Raw genomic sequence first — 18,015 nt, forward strand, 5'->3', positions numbered from 1 at the left:
ATAATTCTTATGATATGCTCTACAAAAATTCGTTTACTGGACAGTTTTTTATTTGCCTCTTTCTGTTCATCTGTTAATTCTTTATTTCTGGGCTTTTTCTTAGGTGTAGTCATATTATCTCCACCTATATAAGCTTTATCTCCTTGAAATTTTTGTTGAGAATCAAATTTCTCTTGTTGATCTCTAAACAAAGAAATATCGCTAGTTGGTCCTGGCTTTCCTACTATCACATCTACTATATCTTTAGCTTTTGGCATAGACACAACTTGATTTTTAAATGAGTGATATTTCTTCTTTCCCGAATAGTATCTTTTTTGCTAATGTAATCCTAATACTTCAAATGTTGGCATTTGCCTGAGATAAAATAGTGTCAGGCATATTTCTTCTTCAATTGTTAATTTTGGTTTACGTCCACCACCTGGTGAATTAACACGCAACTTACCTTTTTCTAACTGACCTTTTTGCTCCTGATGAGCTAACAAAGCCTGCTCCATCAATGAAATAAATTGATCATAGCTAATTCCCAGTATTCCCCTAGCGCGTTTTGGGTGCAAATGTATATAATGGATGATATTTTTCATGTTTGGTAGAGCCACGGTATATCTTCAATTTACCGTTCTACCATTTTTTTGTATATATTGCGGACAGGTCTAATAGTTCTTCTGTATCAAAGGGTTTACGAATAAAATCATCAGCACCAGCATCTAAACCTGTAGCTACACTAGGTTCATGAAAGGCTGTGAGTAACAAAATGGGAATATAGTTAAGCTTTGGATTATTGCGAATTATCCGTGTGACTTCATAACCATTTATACCCGGCATCATCACATCTAAAATAATCAGATCCGGTGGAAATTGGGAGACTTTTTCGAGTGCCATTTCTCCATTAGTCGCTGACTCTATATCATATCCTTCGCTTTCTAACAGTGTTTGCACTAAAATTAGGTTGTCTGCGGTATCATCAACTGATAAAATTCGGTCTTTTTTGAAAGTAGGCATAAATTTTGATCATTTATAGTTGTAGATGCGGATAATTTATTGATGCTTTATTTCCAGAATATACAGGATATAAATGATAATAACTGTCAGGAGAAACTGGATGATCTGAATCTGGTTTAAAGCTAACTTTCCGTGGTAATTCTATTGTAAACATTGAACCAATTCCTAGTTGACTTTCAATATATATTTTTCCTCCCATTATTCTGACTAGTGCATCAATTATAGCTAAACCTAACCCTGTACCGGAATATTTGCGGCTGAGTCCTTGATCAACTTGATGAAAGGCTGCAAAAATATTTTGAAAATCTTGATCCGCAATACCAATTCCTGTATCTTTGACAGAAATTTTCACTCGGTTTTTAGGTATTTCTGATATTTCTACCCAAATATTACCAGTTTCAGTAAATTTAATGGCATTGGTAAGCAAATTAGTTAAAATTTGCTGTAATCTGGCAGCATCATTGAATACTATTGTATTGTTTAAATTCCTGGTCACTATTAAAGATAAATTTTTGGCTTGTGCTAAAGCACTGATTTCTAAGAGAGTATGATTAACAAGCTTTTCTAAATCTAATAGTTGGAGATTAAGTTCTAATTCTCCTGCTTCTAGGTGAGAAAATTCCAGAATTGCATTGATTTTCATGAGTAGATTTTTACCATTATCGAGAATTTTCTCGACAATCTCAAATTGTTGATTGCCCAAGTGACCGAATTTAGGACGGAGGAGAATTTGGGAAAATCCAATAATGGCATTCATAGGAGTTCTTAGTTCATGGGATATAGTCGCTAAAAATAGGGATTTTAATTTTGATGGTTCTAAAATTTCGAGTTTTTGTTGTTGTGATGCTAATTGTTGATTCTGTGCAATTACCTGTTGTTGACTTGCTTGAAGTTGCTGATTGAGTAAGTCTATCTCCATTTCATACTGATGGAGACGAATCGCTCTTCGTAAAATTTGCACTATGGTTTCTGGAGATAATGTAGATTTAATAAAATACTCACTAGCACCTGCTTTTATACATTCTTCTGCCATTGCTGCTTTCCCCGGATCTATCAGGATAATTAGGGGAACTTTGATGGCGGAATCTTTGATTTTATGGATAAATGTTAAGCAATCTGTATTTGCTAGATGATAGTCGAGAAATACACAGTCATAATGATTATTCACAAGAGCAGAAAACCCCTGATTTCCGTCTTTGATTTCATCAATTCTCATACTGATATCTGTTTCTTTGAGAGATAACCGTAACATCATACGGTCTGTCTCATCATGTTCTAGAAGTAAAATTCTTAACTGTTCTTCCATCGGCTTTTATGTTGGCTGTTAAATACAGATTGATAGTTAGCATTTCTGTGTTTACAGTTTATAGATTATACAAATAATAATGGTGATTGTCTGGTAATAATATACTGAAATAGGAGATTAAATCGAGATTTTACAGGTTATCGAGGGTAAATTGATCACTTGACCTGACTATTTTAATCAATTTTAGTTTTTTTGCCAGTCTAGAAGCCAATTTTTTCTCGATAACTAGAGTTTTTACATTTTTCAATGATACATGAGCATAACTTACTACTGGATGAGCTAATTTACAATTAAGTAAAATAAAATACTTTATCCAGTTGAAAATATTGTAAATTACTTATTCATTAAATGTCCTCACCCATTAGTGAGAGTTGTATAGAAACATTGTCTACCAACAGCTAAAGTAGTTTTACTGAAACAATAGTAATAACAGGCAAAAAAATTCTTTCTCCTTACAGGTATAAATACGCTGTAATCTTAATAAGATAGAAAAGATTGGCCGGAATAATCCAAATTGATGTAATCAAAGTTACTTTTACACCCCCTGTGATCAAGTTCTCTGCTTTTAAAGTGTTTTCTCTGTCATAATCTAATCTTATGTTACCTGCTAACTACTACATTGTATCAATTCTCTAATCGAATGATCATACTTTCAGGTAATTGTTACCATTTGTTTTGAATAATTTGATTCTTTTTGTGACGAATTTCTATATATCCTTAGCTAGATTTTTATCTGTACCTGCATGGCAAAATATACAATTGCTTCTGTCTAAAGATAGATGTTTATAAATAACATAATCATCTATTCTTGGGTTGGGTAAGTTAGATCAAATTCTTAGCAAAATCTTTAGTTAGTGCGGCTGTATAAAATATAGCTATCTAATAAAAATCTGATTTATTTCCCTCCTAGCAGCTAATACTGATCGGTAAAGGGAGAAAGGGAAAGATAAAACTTTTAGTTCTTGGCAATTAATCTTTTCCCAAATCCACTAATACCAATTCTATGAGAAGCTGTGAATAAATTTGATAGAGACGTTCAGCTTTGGTAGAGACGTTCCGAAGGTCTCTGAAAAATAAAGTGCATCTTTCTCCAAAAATAGGATAACAACCTTGAGGTTGTTAAGCGGGGAGTATTTTTATATCTTCCAGTTTTAAAAACTATTTCAGAAGCAATCCGATTATCAGGGGTATAACAATGAGTGACGTGAGTATTGTTTTAATTGAAGATCATGATTTAACCCGGATGGGACTGAGAACAGAATTGCAGTCCCATGGCGGCTTTAAAGTTTTGGGTGAGGCGGCGAATGCAACTCAAGGTTTAAAATTACTGGAAACCACTAAACCAGATGTGGCGGTGATAGATATTGGTTTACCTGATATGGACGGGATTGAATTAACCCGCAAATTTAGACGCTATCAAAGTGAAACGGGACAAACACAGACAAAAATTTTGATTTTGACAATGGATAATACAGAAGATGCTGTTTTGGCGGCTTTTGCGGCGGGAGCAGATTCTTATTATATGAAAGAAACAAGTATTAATAAATTTACGGAAGCTGTACAAGCTACTTTTTGTGGTCATTCTTGGATTGATCCAGCGATCGCTAATTTAGTATTACGGAAAGTGCGTCAAGATGTCCCTAACGAACATCAAGCGGCAGATAGACCCAAAACTGTGAAAATCGAAGCCTTAGATACAGAATATGAACAAGTTTTAGAAACCTATCCCCTAACTCAACGAGAATTAGAAATTTTAGAATTAATTGTCGCCGGTTGCAGTAATGGACAAATTGCAGAAAAACTATATATCACTGTGGGAACAGTGAAAACTCATGTTCGCAATATTTTAAATAAACTCTGTGCTGATGATCGCACCCAAGCAGCAGTTCGGGCTTTGCGTTCTGGTTTAGTAGTATAGAGCAGGAGGCAGCGGTTCGGCTTACTTCGACTCTTCGACTAGTTCAGGGCATCCCAATCTCAGTATAAGTCGCTCACCAAGGGGGCGGGGGAGAAGTAAGTATTTTTCTTACCTATTACCTATTACTTCATAAATCTTTGCTCTAAACATTCGGCGATGCGTTGGGCTGCACCTGGGTGTCCCATGCGTTCAAGGCCATTTTCAGCGATCATTTGCAGGAGGTCGGGATTTGTGAAGAGAGATTGAATGGCTGGGACAACTTGAGAGGGTTGGTTAACTAGGGTGAGGGATAGTCCTAAGAGACGACTTTGGGCTTCGGCAAAACCGGGGTTATATTGGGGTCCTTGACCGGGAATGGCGATCGCTGGTTTTCCCAAACCAATAAACTGTTCTGTGGCAGTTCCCGCCATGGCAATGGCTAGATCTCCCCAATGTAAACAGTCATTGTAGGCTTTTTGGGTCAAGATAAAATGGGAGTTTTTTTGTTGAAAAACTAAACTTTCTGAGTCAGAAATAGGTAAAGGTGATGCGTTACTAAGTTTCCAACCCTGAATCTGCAAGGTTTTTACTAGAATACTACAATCTAAACCAGGAGCGATCGCTCCTAAAAAAATCATCGTCCCCGCAGTATGAAAAACCGAATCCCGTTGTTTTAAACTCGCCATCAGCGCGGATACAGCAATCATCATCATTTCCCAGTTATTATATGCTTCTGGCGCACGAGAACCAGGCAGTAAAGTAATGATAAACGGGCGGATTACTTCTTGCTGTTCCCCATCATGACGATAAAATTGCTGGCTAGTAACACGACTTTCTAACCCATCCATCATGGGATTTCCCGCATCCACAGCCGGAATAGGCCAGGTTTTTAAAATTTTTGTTGTCAGCGTATCTCTGGGAAATACGGCCTGACAACCTTTACGACTCATTAACCACCTTTCCCAAGGATGGTAAATTGAACCGGAAAAATTTTCCCATCGCGCAGACTTTGACTTTCGCGGTAACAACCCCGTTTGATCACGTACATAATACTCTGATTTAGCCGTACCCACAAAAGCATAATTAGCACCACTGGCCGCCGCAAACAACAACGGAATAATATCTCCTACCGCTAACACTGCTTTTGGATTACCTAACTTTGTTTGTAAATTTACCCAACGGCGGATAGATTGAATTTGATTCCAAGTTAGTTGAATCAAACCACCCCGCACATCACGCATCAATTCCCGTCCATCCATATAGATAAAACCGCCTGATGGCATAGTTTGTACTTTGCCAATCACAGGTATATCTATATTTTGATAAGCTAGACCTTCACCCACAATTGGTAAAGCAAAAATATCCGGTGCAGAAGATAATTTTTGTAGTGCCTGGATAATCCGCACCGCAATGATATCTTCCCCATGACCATTGCTTAAAACTAATAACTGTAACGGAGAATTGACCATTAGGTTTTTATAAATGCACTTGATTAATATAGCGGTAATTTAGTCAAAAACTTGATTAACCTTTGACTCCACTACCCGTATCCGTAGGGACAATGTATTTTTGTAAAAACAAAAATAATAATAACACTGGTGTAATAGAAATGACCGAACCAGCAGCTACTAAGCGCCAATCCAAAGAGAATGTCCCCGCTAATTTGGCTACTCCCAAGGGTAAAGTATATAAACTCTCATCCTGAATGACAATTAAAGGCCATAAAAAGTCACTCCAAGCACCAATAAATACAAATATAGCTAGGGTAATCAGTGCTGGTCGAATAGCAGGTAACATAATATGCCACCATAATCCTAACTCAGAACTACCATCCAAACGGGCAGCCTCCTCAATTTCTTTCGGTACACTCAACAGGGCTTGGCGTAGCAAAAATATACCAAAGGCAGAGGCTAAACTAGGGAATATTACCCCTAGATAACTATTCCTTAACCCTAGCTGTACTGTCAAGATATATAAAGGAATCATGACAATTTGGAAGGGAATCATAATTGTGGCGACGATAGCAATAAAAATTGCATTTCTACCCACAAATGAGAGTCTAGCTAAGGGATAAGCCGCCAAAGAGCAAAATAACAAATTTAACCCAACTGTTAATGCTGATACTATGACACTATTGTATAAATATACTCCAAATGGTAAGGATTGCCAAACCTTGGAAAAGTTTTCTAGTGTTGGTTGACTGGGTAATAATTGCGGTGGTGACTGCCAGATATTTTCCGTAGGTGATTTTAAGGCTGTACTGATCAGCCATAATAATGGAAATAGCATGATAAAAGCGATCGCTGCTAAAATTCCATAAGTAACTAAAGTTTGCCTTCGTGAGTTTTTTAAATTCATCGTTCCTAAAATACAAATGTATAAAATCTTTTATATCTTATATATTCCCTAAATAACAGAAGTTTTCAGAAATTTTGGGATATGATCAAAGCGAAATTTTCAAAATCAGTAATATTTTTTGGTTCTTCGGTACTTGTTATGCTAAATTACTAATTGGGTAAGAGGGAACAGGGAACAGGGAACGGGGAACAGGGGAAAAAATCTTTAATTTTCTAGTTTTTTAATCAGGCTAATAATCATTCTGCTTTCTTCTTCTAATTTGTTGAACCATAGCATATAGTTCATCTTTGGAAAAAAGTTTAGTAAGAAAATAGCACCCTTGGTGCAATATCCATCCCTTTTTGCCAAATCACTAAGTTTTTAAAGTCATTAATATCCGACATTTTTACTGTTCCCCATTCCCCATTCCCCATTCCCTGTTCCCTGTTCCCTGTTCCCTGTTCCCTGTTCCCTGTTCCCTGTTCCCTGTTCACTATCATCTAAGTTATATATACGAAATTTGGAGTCTTAACCGTGAGTTTATTTGATGATTTAAGTCGCTTTTTAGAAAGTCGTTTAGAAGAATTTTTGCGGAATAACCCTCATTTAGAGTTACAAGCACTATTAGAACAACTGCGAGAACAAGAAGAGGATACATTAAAATTAGTGGCTGATTTACAATTACAACAGAAGCGATCGCAAGAAGAAATTCTTGCTACCGCCCAAGAAATACAAAAATGGCATATCCGTATTCAAAAAGCCCAAGCCGCAGGTAGACAAGATTTAGCCATCCCCGCCCAAGCAAGAGAAGCAGCACTACTGCGAGAAGGAAACCAAATGTGGGGACAAATGCAAGGTTTAAAAGAACGCATTACCCAATCTCAAGAACTACTTCGCAAAATTCAACAACGTCGTCAAGAAGTACAAGCTAAAGCAACAGAAGCACAAACCGCCCGCACTAAAGCCCAAGCCCAACAACGCTTAGAAACTAATGCTTGGAATGTGGCAAGTAATTATCAGAGTAATTCTGATGATTTAGAAGATACATTTCGCCGTTGGGAAACCCAAGACGAACTAGAAAAACTCAAAAGAAATATGGGGAAATAATTTGTTATTTGTAGGAAACAGGAAATGCTGACTCCTGACTCCTACTTATACTATAACAGGCTATTAAGAGGATGTCTGAAAACTTTTTTATGTGGTATCCAACACTTGTAGATCCCCCTAAATCCCCCTTATAAAGGGGGACTTTGATAGATTTATTCCCCCCTTATAAAGGGGGACTTTGATAGATTTATTCCCCCCTTATTAAGGGGGACTTTGATGGATTTATTCCCCCCTTATTAAGGGGGGTAAGGGGGGATCTCGATCAAATATGACACTTATCAGACATCCTCTAAGTTGAGGAACCTCACCAATATACATACCATCTTCATCTCTTTCAATTACTTGGTTTTATTTGTCATTGCGATAGTTTACTAATAGGGTTAGCAATATTCGATTTTTATTATTACACAAAGTAAAGATCCCCGACTTCTTAATTTAATCTTTGGTAGATAATATTAATTTATCAAAGAAGTCGGGGATCTGGGTATCAGTAATTTTATCATTTTGGTTTTTTGCTTCTTTCCCAAGCTTTTGATGCTGGTGGTGGAGGTGATGATGGTTTTTTGTAACTTCAATAATTGTACTAATCACTTGATAAAGTTTATCATCTTTAAACCTTTTTCCATGCTTCTTGTAATGTTTGTGCTGGAATTGATAGGTTGTTCATATTTTTTATATTTATGTAGTTATATTTTTGGAACTTGATGATATTGTATCATAAGAGGATAAGAAATTACCCAGCCTAAAAATATGCCTAACCAAGCTGTAGTAACAAAAACTAAAAATTGGTGCCATTTATTGAAGGATTGTTTTAATTTTCGCTTCACTGGAAAATATATAAAACAGAAACAAATCTCTACACGTTCAAATAGTAGAACCCCCAGATTTAGTGAAGAAAGATCAGAATTGTCCTCGGCTGAGAAATATTGAGCACAACTTAAAGCCCAGAAAGCCACCGCTACAACAGCAGAAGTATGATTTGTAGGATTAAGGTTTTTATTTATATATACAAGAAATACAAGAAATAAATAAATTATTAGATAAAATAAACTCATTATTCCTAACCAAAACCAAGGAATATTATTTATTTTAACCCTTGTTGTTATAGGATTATTAGGACCAACAAAAACAGGATATGTTTTATCTATTTTAACAGTCTTTTCTTCTTTATTATTACTAAACTTATAAACATTATTACCAGAATTTCCCCCTTTAACTGTTGATAATAACTTTAACCATTCTCTCATAGATTGCGGACGATATTCCGCTTCTAAATTCATACCTTTAAGTATTGCCAGATTCAACCCATCACTAATACCAACAACATATTTATTAGGAGAAATTAACGGTTTATTATACAATTTTCTATCTAGCGAACTTTCAGGACGTTTACCTGTAACCGCATAATATAAAGAAGCAGCTAAAGTATAAATATCTATGGTTACTTGTCTATTACCTCCCATTTGTTCATAGGGTGCAAAAGCAATATTAGCAGGATGATGAGAAGTAAAATATCCATCTTGGGGCATTATTTCCCCAGCAATTCCAAAGTCAATTAATACAGCTTTGCCATTTTTTTGTACCATAATATTACCAGGGTGTGCATCCCGATGAACTAAACCCTGTTGATGCACAAAAATTAAAGCCTCTCCAATTTGCTTGATATATTCAACTGCTTTTAATTCTGGTAATGCTCCTTGTTCTTCGACTAAATTAAATAAACTTTCACCTGGTACAAAGTCCATTACTAAACAATATGTTTTACCATCTTCAAATAATTCTGTTACACGGACAATATTCGGGTGTGGTTGTTGAGAAAGTTGTGCTAATTTGCGTCCTTCTTGAATAAATCTTTTGACGTAATTAGGATATTCAGAATCATTTTTTAGGCTTTCATTAGGGGTTTTTATCACTACCCACTGATTTAAAAGTGTATGTTGTGCTTGATACGTAATTCCAAAACCACCTTCTCCCAGGACTTTTTCGATAACGTATCTTCCACCCTGTAATTTATACCCCTTTTGCCAAACCATAGGTTAAAAATGCCAAAAAACAGTTATGTACATTTTGGCACAGTCGGGTATGATTTGGGTAGATATGCTAACTTCTCGATTTTCCCGAAAGATTAACTGGTTGAATTCCAGAATAAATTAGCAATCACTCTAATTTTCAACTTTTTAAAATGTTTCTTCTAAAGCTGTTCTATTTTATTTCTCAATTCAATCAAATCAGGGTATTGATTAATGTCAATATTATTAACTGCCCATTTAGAATAATCATACATGGAGATATAGGATGAGTTATATGGTCTTTTTTTATCTTGACTAATTTTCTGCATTGCCTTGTAAATATCTTTACCATTAAACCAAATTAAATACTGCTCTTGCTGCCAAAATTCCTGTTGATTAAAAAGCTGTAAATACTTAGACAGACTTTCTTCAAATTTATCTATTGTCACTTCAGCTACCGTATTTTTAAATTCATTAATTAATGATAAAGCCTGATTTTTACAATCAGATAAATCTAGAGAATCTGGAATTTTCTTAGTCCATTTTGTTTCTAACTGTTTTCTACTCGCACTAAGTTGGCATAAATTACCTAACGCCCATCTAACAGCTTGATAATCTCGCAAAATTCTTGCAGCATCTTCTACCCATTGAGTAATTTTATCAACGCCTGGTGAATTACCATGTCCCCAGTTAAAAATAGTAGGATTTTCTAATTTTTCTGCATATTGGGTGATCCAATATTGATGAATCAGTTCAGGTTCAAGTAAATAGTTTTCAATACAAGTACGATGAGATAGAAAAGCTCTATTTCCTAATTTATCTATTTGTAGTAATTGAATTTCTGATGTAGGGTCAATATCAAAATCACGATCTCTGAAAATGATATAGTTGTTGGCAGTTTTTTGATTTTCCTCCTTATTTTGTTTTTCATTATTTTCATCATTTTTCTTTTTAAAATAGGCGTTAATAAAGACCGAAAAACTAAACTTACTGCCACTAGCAACAATTGTAACACTATTGGATTGATTCTCTGTCACCTTATTAAGTACATCTAAATCAAGATTACCCTCACAAAAAATAACTTTATTCCGAACTACTCCCATCATTGAATTATTCCTCTATGATTCTGATAGATGATTCAGGTACTAATTGTGCTACATAATCAGAATGAGTAGTAATAATAAACTGATTATTTTTACCTAATTTTGGTAAAGTTCTGAGTAAAGCTTGTTGCATTGGTGGATGTAAATGTAATTCGATTTCATCAATTAAAATTACTGAATTATGAATATTCCAATTCATAAAATCCATAAGTATAGGAAACGTCGCACGTTCTCCCCCAGACATTTCCGAAAATTCATAGTGAGTTTTATTTTTACTGTTATAAATATAAAACCAAGGTTCACTGAGAATATCATCTATGTTATCTCGTATTTCTATACCTTCAAATTCACGTCCTGAAAAAACAGTTTTATAAACTTTTGCTATTTCTGCGTATAAATCCTTTGCTCCTGGACGAAAATTTTTACCATTTTTTCCATATTTCTCATGAAAAATTTGCCATTTTGCTAGGCGATCGCGTAAAATATCCTCTGTAATTTCTAATTGATTTTTTGGATCTTCAGGAGTTAAACTGGTTGCTGTTCTCTGTTCTGTGTACCAAAAAACTGTACCCACTCTTTCAAAAACTGAAAATCCTTCAGAGCGAGATAATTGTTTAGCATATTCTCGTCCTTTAAATTGAAATAATTCTGCTGCGCTATTTGCTGTTACACTTTCACCTTGCCATTTTAAATTAACAAGATATTCCTTAGCAGGAGAAACTGGTAAATCGCGTCCCATATCTCTTAATTTTTGGTGAAATTCGCTAATAGCTTGCAGTTCTGATTTAGAAAATTGTACATTAATAGTGACATTGGTGGGAGAACCACGCCAATTACTACTTAATAATTCATAATTAAATCCTGGCCAATCTAAATCAGCAGGTTTGTTTAATCTTTCTGTAGCTGTACCTAATGTAGACGCAATAGCTTGTAAAATGCTAGTTTTTCCAGCACCATTTACACCAATCAGAACAATTAAACTCTCTGCTAAACCCGTTTCAGGATCAGAAAAATCTAATTCCTGATCTCGAAATTTCTTAAAATGTTTCAGCTTAATATTTTGAACTTTCATAATAATTTGCTTTTTACTCTATTCAATGTATTTTTGATTCAATATAACCCGGTTCATCATCATCATCCGCCCAAGTTTCCAACCAATAACTATCTATATCTTCAAAATATAAATCTACACAATCAATACCATGATTTATCCAATCTTCCTGTAACCTTTTACCTACTTCTAAATGTTCTAGGTATTATCTAAAGTTCACTGACTTTATCATCTGCGTCTATCCGCGTCCATCTGCGTTCAACCCTCTACCTTTTCTGCACCAAATACCCACAACGATGCTCACCATGAATCAACCAATGCGTCCTTTCGACACTACAATCTGGTAAAATCGCCGCAAACATTTCTAACTCATGGCCGCACACACTAGGAAACGACTCCGCAACATTAGAAATAGCGCAAGTGTGTTCTATAAAAATGAATTTTTCACCACCATTATCATCTGACTCAACAGGGTGAAACTCAGCCATAAAACCTTCTGCTTTTCGCAGTTCTACCAAATTTGCAACCCGTTCTTGTAAAGAACCTTTACCCACCCTTTCCCAGTATTCCTGCGCTTTACGTTCCCACTGTTTTTGTAAAATCGTCTTAACCTGCTCACTTCCAACAGTTTCCGCTAAAGCATCTAACAGCGACACTGCGAACTCTCCATAACCATCAGTAAAGCGGCTTACATTCCTTTGTAATTGTTCCCGTCCCCGTTGACTTAATTGATAAAGATGCTGAGGACGACCCATAGCAACTTGATCAGGTATAAAATATACAACTAAATTATCAGCTTCCAAATCCTTCAAATGACGGCGAATCGCTTGAGGGCTGACATCTAATACTTCTGCAAGCTCCAAGGCGGTGGCTTGCGTATGTTTCAATAGATACTCTAAAATATCCTGCTTTGTTGTGGACTGCTGGGTAGTGGCCATTTTAGTCCCAAAAAATTTTCGTAAAAAACCTGACTTAAACAACATTGTTGTTGTTAATCTATCGTACAATGAAAATAGATTAAACAACAGCCGAGTTGTTTTAGTCCTTAAACCTATTCTAGCAGTCCTGTTAGCAATCGGTAACAGAAAACGGGAGTTAGCTTTTTTGCAGCCCGTCGCCCGTCCTTTAAAGAGAACACAAGAGAACCGATGAGCGCATCCGTCACTACCTTAGTCAACCAACCTTACAAGTACGGCTTTGTTACCGATATTGAAGCCGATACTATTCCTCGTGGGTTAAGCGAAGATGTTGTCCGTCTGATTTCCGCCAAAAAGAATGAGCCGGAATTCATGCTAGAGTATCGTCTCCGCGCTTATCATCAATGGCTGAAAATGACAGAACCAACTTGGCCTCATGTCAAATATCCGCCTATTAATTATCAGGATATTATTTATTATTCCGCACCGAAACAAAAGAAAGAAAAACTCAACAGTTTAGATGAAGTTGATCCCACTTTGTTGGAAACCTTTGCAAAATTGGGTATTCCTTTAAATGAACAAAAGCGATTAACCAACGTTGCTGTTGATGCGATTTTTGATAGTGTTTCTGTAGCTACTACATATAAAGAAAAACTCGCCAAAGATGGTGTAATCTTCTGTTCTTTTTCGGAAGCTCTGCAAGAACATCCAGAACTGATTAAAAAATATTTAGGTAGCGTTGTTCCCATTGCTGATAATTATTTTGCAGCTTTAAATGCGGCTGTATTTAGTGATGGTTCTTTCGTTTATATTCCCAAGGGCCTAAAATGTCCAATGGAATTATCTACCTATTTCCGCATTAACACCGGAGATACAGGGCAATTTGAACGGACATTAATTGTCGCCGATGAAGGTAGTTATGTTTCTTATTTAGAAGGTTGTACAGCACCCATGTACGACAGCAACCAATTACACGCGGCGGTTGTGGAATTGGTGGCTTTAGATAATGCGGAAATTAAATATTCTACTGTGCAGAACTGGTACGCTGGAGATGCAAATGGTAAAGGTGGAATTTACAACTTTGTAACTAAACGTGGGTTGTGTCAAGGTGTGAATTCTAAGATTTCTTGGACTCAAGTAGAAACGGGTTCAGCTATTACTTGGAAATATCCTAGTTGTGTTTTGGTTGGTGATAATTCCGTTGGTGAATTTTACTCCGTTGCATTAACAAATAATATGCAGCAAGCTGATACTGGAAGTAAGATGATTCACGTCGGTAAAAATACCCGCAGCACAATTATTTCTAAAGGTATTTCTGCTGGTAAATCTAGCAATAGTTACCGGGGTTTGGTGAAGATTAATCCCACTGCTAAAGGTGCGAGAAATTATTCTCAATGTGACTCGATGTTAATTGGGGATAATGCTCAAGCCAATACTTTTCCTTATATTCAAGTTCAGAATAATACGGGAAAGGTGGAACATGAAGCTTCTACTTCTAAAATTGGTGAGGATCAATTGTTCTTTTTTGCTCAACGTGGTATTTCAGCAGAAGATGCTATTTCTATGATGATTAGCGGTTTCTGTAAGGATGTTTTTAATCAACTTCCTATGGAGTTTGCTGTTGAAGCTGATAAGTTATTGAGTTTGAAGTTGGAAGGTAGTGTTGGTTAGTTTTTTAACGAACCGCAGAGTACGCAGAGGAAGAGAGGAAGAAAAGATGATTGTTGAGAATAGTGATTTGATTTTGTCGGTTAAGGATTTGAAAGCGGAAGTTGATGGAACTCCAATTTTAAAGGGTTTGAATTTGGATGTTCGCGCTGGTGAAATTCACGCGATTATGGGACCTAATGGTTCTGGAAAGAGTACATTTTCTAAGGTGTTAGCGGGACATCCAGCTTATAGTGTTACTGGTGGTGAGGTGGTTTTCCAAGGACAAAATCTTTTGGAAATGGAAGCAGCAGAAAGAGCTAGAAGTGGTGTGTTTTTAGCTTTTCAATATCCTTTAGAAATTCCCGGTGTGAGTAATTTGGATTTTTTACGGGTTGCTTATAATTCTCGGAGAAAATCTCAAGGTTTGGAAGAGGTTGACGCTTTCGATTTTGATGATTTGGTTGAGGAAAAGTTAGAAGTTGTAAAAATGAATTCTTCTTTTCTTAACCGTAGTGTAAATGAGGGGTTTTCTGGTGGTGAAAAGAAGCGGAATGAAATTCTGCAAATGGCTATTTTAGAACCTAAATTAGCGATTTTAGATGAAACTGACTCTGGGTTAGATATTGATGCTTTGAAAATTGTGGCTAATGGAGTTAATCAGTTAACTAATGCTGAAAATGCTACAATTATGATTACTCACTATCAGCGTCTTCTTGATTATATTGTGCCTGATTTTGTTCATGTGATGGCACAAGGACGCATTATTAGAAGTGGTGGTAAAGAGTTGGCGCTTGAGTTGGAATCTCGCGGTTATGATTGGGTGTTGGAAGAAGCTTTAGGAGTGGGTGTATAATGTCTAGTTCTATCAATGTAGGGGTAATTCATGAATTACCCCTACAATCAAATTTATTAGATAGAGATGCTTTTTTAACTGACTTATTGAGTCGGGTAACTGCATCGGAAAAAGATGGTTGGTTCCAACAACTTCGTAATGATGCTGCTAAATGGGTGCATCATTCTGTTATTCCCAATACCCGGGAGGAAGAATGGCGTTTTACTGATTTATCACCACTTAAAGAGGTAAAATTCAATAATGTAGGGATAATTCATGAATTGTCACTACAAAATGATTTTGTTTTACCTGAAGTTTCTCATCGGTTGGTTTTTGTAAATGGTGTTTATGCACCTAATTTATCAAATACTGAAAATTTACCTGCTGGTTTAAAAGTTGGTAATTTGGATATGTTACCCGATGAAGTTGCACAGCAATATTTAGCACAGTCTGAAGGAACAAGGGAAGTTTTTACTGCTTTAAATACTGCTGGTTTAAATGATGTAGCTGTGGTATGGGTTGGTAAAAATGTGGTGGTTAAAAACCCCATTCATCTATTATTTATGTCTGTGGTTGGTGAGTCTGCAATTATTTCTCAACCTCGTTGTTTATTGGTTGCTGAAAGTAATTCTCAGGTGAGTTTAATTGAAGAGTATACGAACCACAGAAATACAGAGAATGAGGTTTACTTTAATAATAGTGTGACGGAAATCTGGGTAAATGAAAATGCTCAGGTGAGTCATTCTAGAATTGTGTTGGAAAGTGATGCTGCTTTTCACATTGGTAAAACTGCGGTAACACAGGCGCGGTATAGTCGTTATAGCTGTAATGCCGTGACAGTTGGTGGTAAAATTTCCCGTCATAATTTGGAGATTTTACAAACTGGTGAACAAACGGAAACCACACTCAATGGTTTAACAGTTATTGCTGATAAACAATTAGCTGATACTCATAGTGCGATCGCTCTGAATCATCCTCATGGTGTAAGTAAACAGCTACATAAGTGCATTATAGGCGATCGCGCTCATGGCGTTTTCAACGGTAAAATTTTCGTTCCCAAACCCGCACAGTTAACCGACGCTGCCCAATTAAACCGCAATTTGCTGTTATCATCTAAATCAAGAATTGACACCAAACCTCAATTAGAAATTACTGCTGATAATGTGAAATGCGCTCACGGTGCTACAGTGAGTCAATTAGAAGATGATGAAATCTTCTATCTGCAAAGTCGTGGAATTGATGAAAACAACGCACGCAAATTATTAGTGAATGCTTTCGCAGCAGAAATTATTAACTTAATACCCGTTACTTCCTTGAGAGAAAAACTGTTAAAAACAGTAGTCACCCTCACCAATAAATAACCAAAAACCCCACCTTAAAAAAGTGGGGAAACCACACCAAAAATCTCTTCTCTCTGCGTCTTCCGCACCTCTGCGGTTCGTTATTCTTAAAATTTCCATAAATCCTAAATTCCAACCTAAATTTATTCTCAACTCCTGAACTCCCTAAATTATGACATTCACCTCTGCCAAAACTCTAGCTGATAAAGTTCGTAAAGACTTCCCGATTTTACATCAAGAAGTCCACGGTAAACCACTAGTTTACCTCGATAACGCCGCAACTTCTCAAAAACCCCTATCTGTCTTAAATGCTTGGCGTGATTATTATGAACAATACAATTCAAACGTTCATCGTGGCGCACATTTTTTAAGTGCAAAAGCTACCGATGCTTATGAAGCAGCGCGAGATAAAATTGCTAATTTTATTCATGCCAAATCACGCCAAGAAATAGTTTATACCCGCAACGCCAGCGAAGCAATTAACCTAGTCGCTTACAGTTGGGGAATGAACAATTTACAACCAGGAGATGAAATTATTCTCTCAGTAATGGAACACCACAGTAATATCGTTCCTTGGCAATTTGTTGCTCAAAAAACAGGTGCAGTTTTAAAGTTTGTCGAATTAACACCAGAAGAAACATTTGATTTAGAACAGTTTAAAAACCTGATTTCTGACAAAACAAAACTGGTATCTATAGTTCATATTTCTAATACCTTGGGTTGTATTAACCCAGTCAAAGAAATAGCCGAAATTGCTCACAGATACGGTGCGAAATTCTTACTTGATGCTTGTCAAAGTGTACCCCATGCTCCTATCAATGTTCAAGAACTTGATTGTGATTGGTTAGTAGCTTCTGGTCATAAAATGTGCGCTCCCACCGGCATTGGTTTCTTATATGGTAAGCTCGAATTACTAGAAGCAATGCCACCATTTTTTGGTGGTGGGGAAATGATTTCTGAAGTCTATTTAGATTATTCTACCTATGCAGAATTACCCCATAAATTTGAAGCGGGTACACCTGCAATTGGGGAAGCGATCGCCCTGGGTGCAGCCATAGATTACCTTACTAATATCGGTATGGATAAAATTCATGCTTATGAAGCCGAATTAACCGCCCATTTATTCGAGCAATTAGCCCAAATACCTCAAATTAGAATCTACGGGCCAAAACCCGATGTTAACGGCGAAGGTAGAGCCGCATTAGCAGCTTTTACAGCCGAGGGTGTCCACGCTAATGATTTAGCAACTTTGTTAGATCAAGAAGGTGTTGCCATTCGTTCTGGACATCATTGTACCCAACCTTTACACCGTCATTTAGGTTTAGCGGGAACTGCACGGGTAAGTTTATCTTTTTACAATACCCGTGAAGAAATTGATATTTTCATCAAAGCTTTGAAAGAGACTCTGGACTTTTTTGCTAGTGTGTTTGCCGAGTAAATGTAGGGTGGGCAATGCCCACCTTTATT

The 18,015-nt window shown here is 36.4% G+C and carries 15 protein-coding genes and 1 pseudogene; 6 read left to right on the forward strand and 10 right to left on the reverse strand.

Annotated features, from left to right (window positions below):
- The 4 genes and pseudogenes from CUN59_RS21045 to CUN59_RS04530 all read right to left on the reverse strand — a co-directional run.
- Positions 1-257 (reverse strand): transposase family protein (locus CUN59_RS21045; protein ID WP_243406870.1); only part of this gene is annotated, 257 nt, incomplete at its 3' end.
- Between the two features lie 60 nt (positions 258-317).
- On the reverse strand, positions 318-581 hold the full coding sequence (locus CUN59_RS21050) for a transposase family protein (protein WP_133163997.1): 264 nt from the start codon (positions 579-581) through the stop codon (positions 318-320).
- A 70-nt stretch (positions 582-651) separates the two neighbouring features.
- Positions 652-999 (reverse strand): annotated as a pseudogene (locus CUN59_RS04525) (response regulator); the annotation flags it as partial.
- 13 nt (positions 1,000-1,012) lie between these two features.
- Complete coding sequence (locus tag CUN59_RS04530; protein ID WP_104386718.1) at positions 1,013-2,305, reverse strand: ATP-binding response regulator; 1,293 nt, start codon at positions 2,303-2,305, stop codon at positions 1,013-1,015.
- Positions 2,306-3,500: 1,195 nt separating this feature from the next.
- Here CUN59_RS04530 and CUN59_RS04535 point away from each other — a divergent pair.
- Complete coding sequence (locus CUN59_RS04535) at positions 3,501-4,223, forward strand: response regulator transcription factor (protein ID WP_104386719.1); 723 nt, start codon at positions 3,501-3,503, stop codon at positions 4,221-4,223.
- 122 nt (positions 4,224-4,345) lie between these two features.
- On the opposite strand, the gene CUN59_RS04540 is transcribed toward CUN59_RS04535, so the two are convergent.
- Together CUN59_RS04540 and CUN59_RS04545 are read right to left on the reverse strand one after the other, a co-directional pair.
- The gene (locus CUN59_RS04540; protein ID WP_104386720.1) at positions 4,346-5,671 is read right to left on the reverse strand and encodes a lipid-A-disaccharide synthase-related protein; all 1,326 of its coding nucleotides are present in this window, start codon (positions 5,669-5,671) and stop codon (positions 4,346-4,348) included.
- 55 nt (positions 5,672-5,726) lie between these two features.
- Positions 5,727-6,560: a carbohydrate ABC transporter permease gene (locus tag CUN59_RS04545; protein ID WP_104386721.1), complete on the reverse strand. Its 834-nt coding sequence runs from the start codon at positions 6,558-6,560 to the stop codon at positions 5,727-5,729.
- Between the two features lie 513 nt (positions 6,561-7,073).
- Between CUN59_RS04545 and CUN59_RS04555 the strand changes: the two genes are divergently transcribed.
- Positions 7,074-7,646, forward strand: coding sequence for a TIGR04376 family protein (locus CUN59_RS04555; protein ID WP_243406871.1), 573 nt, complete (start codon positions 7,074-7,076; stop codon positions 7,644-7,646).
- Between the two features lie 686 nt (positions 7,647-8,332).
- Here the strand turns inward: CUN59_RS04555 and CUN59_RS04560 are convergent.
- The 4 genes from CUN59_RS04560 to sufR form a co-directional block, all read right to left on the reverse strand.
- The gene (locus CUN59_RS04560) at positions 8,333-9,679 is read right to left on the reverse strand and encodes a serine/threonine protein kinase (RefSeq protein ID WP_104386723.1); all 1,347 of its coding nucleotides are present in this window, start codon (positions 9,677-9,679) and stop codon (positions 8,333-8,335) included.
- Between the two features lie 158 nt (positions 9,680-9,837).
- Positions 9,838-10,761 (reverse strand): hypothetical protein, encoded by a 924-nt coding sequence (locus CUN59_RS04565; protein ID WP_243406872.1) that lies wholly within the window; start codon positions 10,759-10,761, stop codon positions 9,838-9,840.
- A 4-nt stretch (positions 10,762-10,765) separates the two neighbouring features.
- A complete protein-coding gene (locus CUN59_RS04570; protein ID WP_104386724.1) occupies positions 10,766-11,830 on the reverse strand; it encodes an AAA family ATPase in 1,065 nt (354 codons plus the stop codon).
- A gap of 245 nt (positions 11,831-12,075) precedes the next feature.
- A complete protein-coding gene (sufR, locus tag CUN59_RS04575) occupies positions 12,076-12,747 on the reverse strand; it encodes an iron-sulfur cluster biosynthesis transcriptional regulator SufR (protein WP_104386725.1) in 672 nt (223 codons plus the stop codon).
- 210 nt (positions 12,748-12,957) lie between these two features.
- Between sufR and sufB the strand changes: the two genes are divergently transcribed.
- The 4 genes from sufB (at position 12,958) to CUN59_RS04600 (ending at position 17,986) form a co-directional block, all read left to right on the forward strand.
- Positions 12,958-14,397, forward strand: coding sequence for a Fe-S cluster assembly protein SufB (sufB, locus tag CUN59_RS04585; RefSeq protein WP_104386727.1), 1,440 nt, complete (start codon positions 12,958-12,960; stop codon positions 14,395-14,397).
- A 46-nt stretch (positions 14,398-14,443) separates the two neighbouring features.
- Positions 14,444-15,229, forward strand: a complete 786-nt coding sequence (gene sufC, locus CUN59_RS04590) for a Fe-S cluster assembly ATPase SufC (protein ID WP_104386728.1) — start codon at positions 14,444-14,446, stop codon at positions 15,227-15,229.
- Positions 15,229-16,569 carry a Fe-S cluster assembly protein SufD gene (gene sufD, locus CUN59_RS04595; RefSeq protein ID WP_104386729.1) on the forward strand — a complete coding sequence of 447 codons (1,341 nt, stop codon included), beginning with the start codon at positions 15,229-15,231 and terminating at the stop codon, positions 16,567-16,569. The genes sufC and sufD overlap by 1 nt, the downstream gene beginning before the upstream one ends.
- A gap of 151 nt (positions 16,570-16,720) precedes the next feature.
- The gene (locus CUN59_RS04600; protein ID WP_104386730.1) at positions 16,721-17,986 is read left to right on the forward strand and encodes a cysteine desulfurase; all 1,266 of its coding nucleotides are present in this window, start codon (positions 16,721-16,723) and stop codon (positions 17,984-17,986) included.
- Positions 17,987-18,015: the final 29 nt, after the last annotated feature.

This window comes from Cuspidothrix issatschenkoi CHARLIE-1, from assembly GCF_002934005.1.
In the GTDB taxonomy this organism is placed as follows: Bacteria; Cyanobacteriota; Cyanobacteriia; order Cyanobacteriales; family Nostocaceae; genus Cuspidothrix; species Cuspidothrix issatschenkoi.

Bases quoted from the DNA above. Each gene is read 5' to 3' on its own strand.
- CUN59_RS21050 (WP_133163997.1), bottom strand. From the start codon at position 581: ATGAAAAATATCATCCATTATATACATTTGCACCCAAAACGCGCTAGG.
- CUN59_RS04530 (WP_104386718.1), bottom strand. From the start codon at position 2,305: ATGGAAGAACAGTTAAGAATTTTACTTCTAGAACATGATGAGACAGAC.
- CUN59_RS04535 (WP_104386719.1), top strand. From the start codon at position 3,501: ATGAGTGACGTGAGTATTGTTTTAATTGAAGATCATGATTTAACCCGG.
- CUN59_RS04540 (WP_104386720.1), bottom strand. From the start codon at position 5,671: ATGGTCAATTCTCCGTTACAGTTATTAGTTTTAAGCAATGGTCATGGG.
- CUN59_RS04545 (WP_104386721.1), bottom strand. From the start codon at position 6,560: ATGAATTTAAAAAACTCACGAAGGCAAACTTTAGTTACTTATGGAATT.
- CUN59_RS04560 (WP_104386723.1), bottom strand. From the start codon at position 9,679: ATGGTTTGGCAAAAGGGGTATAAATTACAGGGTGGAAGATACGTTATC.
- CUN59_RS04565 (WP_243406872.1), bottom strand. From the start codon at position 10,761: ATGATGGGAGTAGTTCGGAATAAAGTTATTTTTTGTGAGGGTAATCTT.
- CUN59_RS04570 (WP_104386724.1), bottom strand. From the start codon at position 11,830: ATGAAAGTTCAAAATATTAAGCTGAAACATTTTAAGAAATTTCGAGAT.
- sufR (WP_104386725.1), bottom strand. From the start codon at position 12,747: ATGGCCACTACCCAGCAGTCCACAACAAAGCAGGATATTTTAGAGTAT.
- sufB (WP_104386727.1), top strand. From the start codon at position 12,958: ATGAGCGCATCCGTCACTACCTTAGTCAACCAACCTTACAAGTACGGC.
- sufC (WP_104386728.1), top strand. From the start codon at position 14,444: ATGATTGTTGAGAATAGTGATTTGATTTTGTCGGTTAAGGATTTGAAA.
- sufD (WP_104386729.1), top strand. From the start codon at position 15,229: ATGTCTAGTTCTATCAATGTAGGGGTAATTCATGAATTACCCCTACAA.
- CUN59_RS04600 (WP_104386730.1), top strand. From the start codon at position 16,721: ATGACATTCACCTCTGCCAAAACTCTAGCTGATAAAGTTCGTAAAGAC.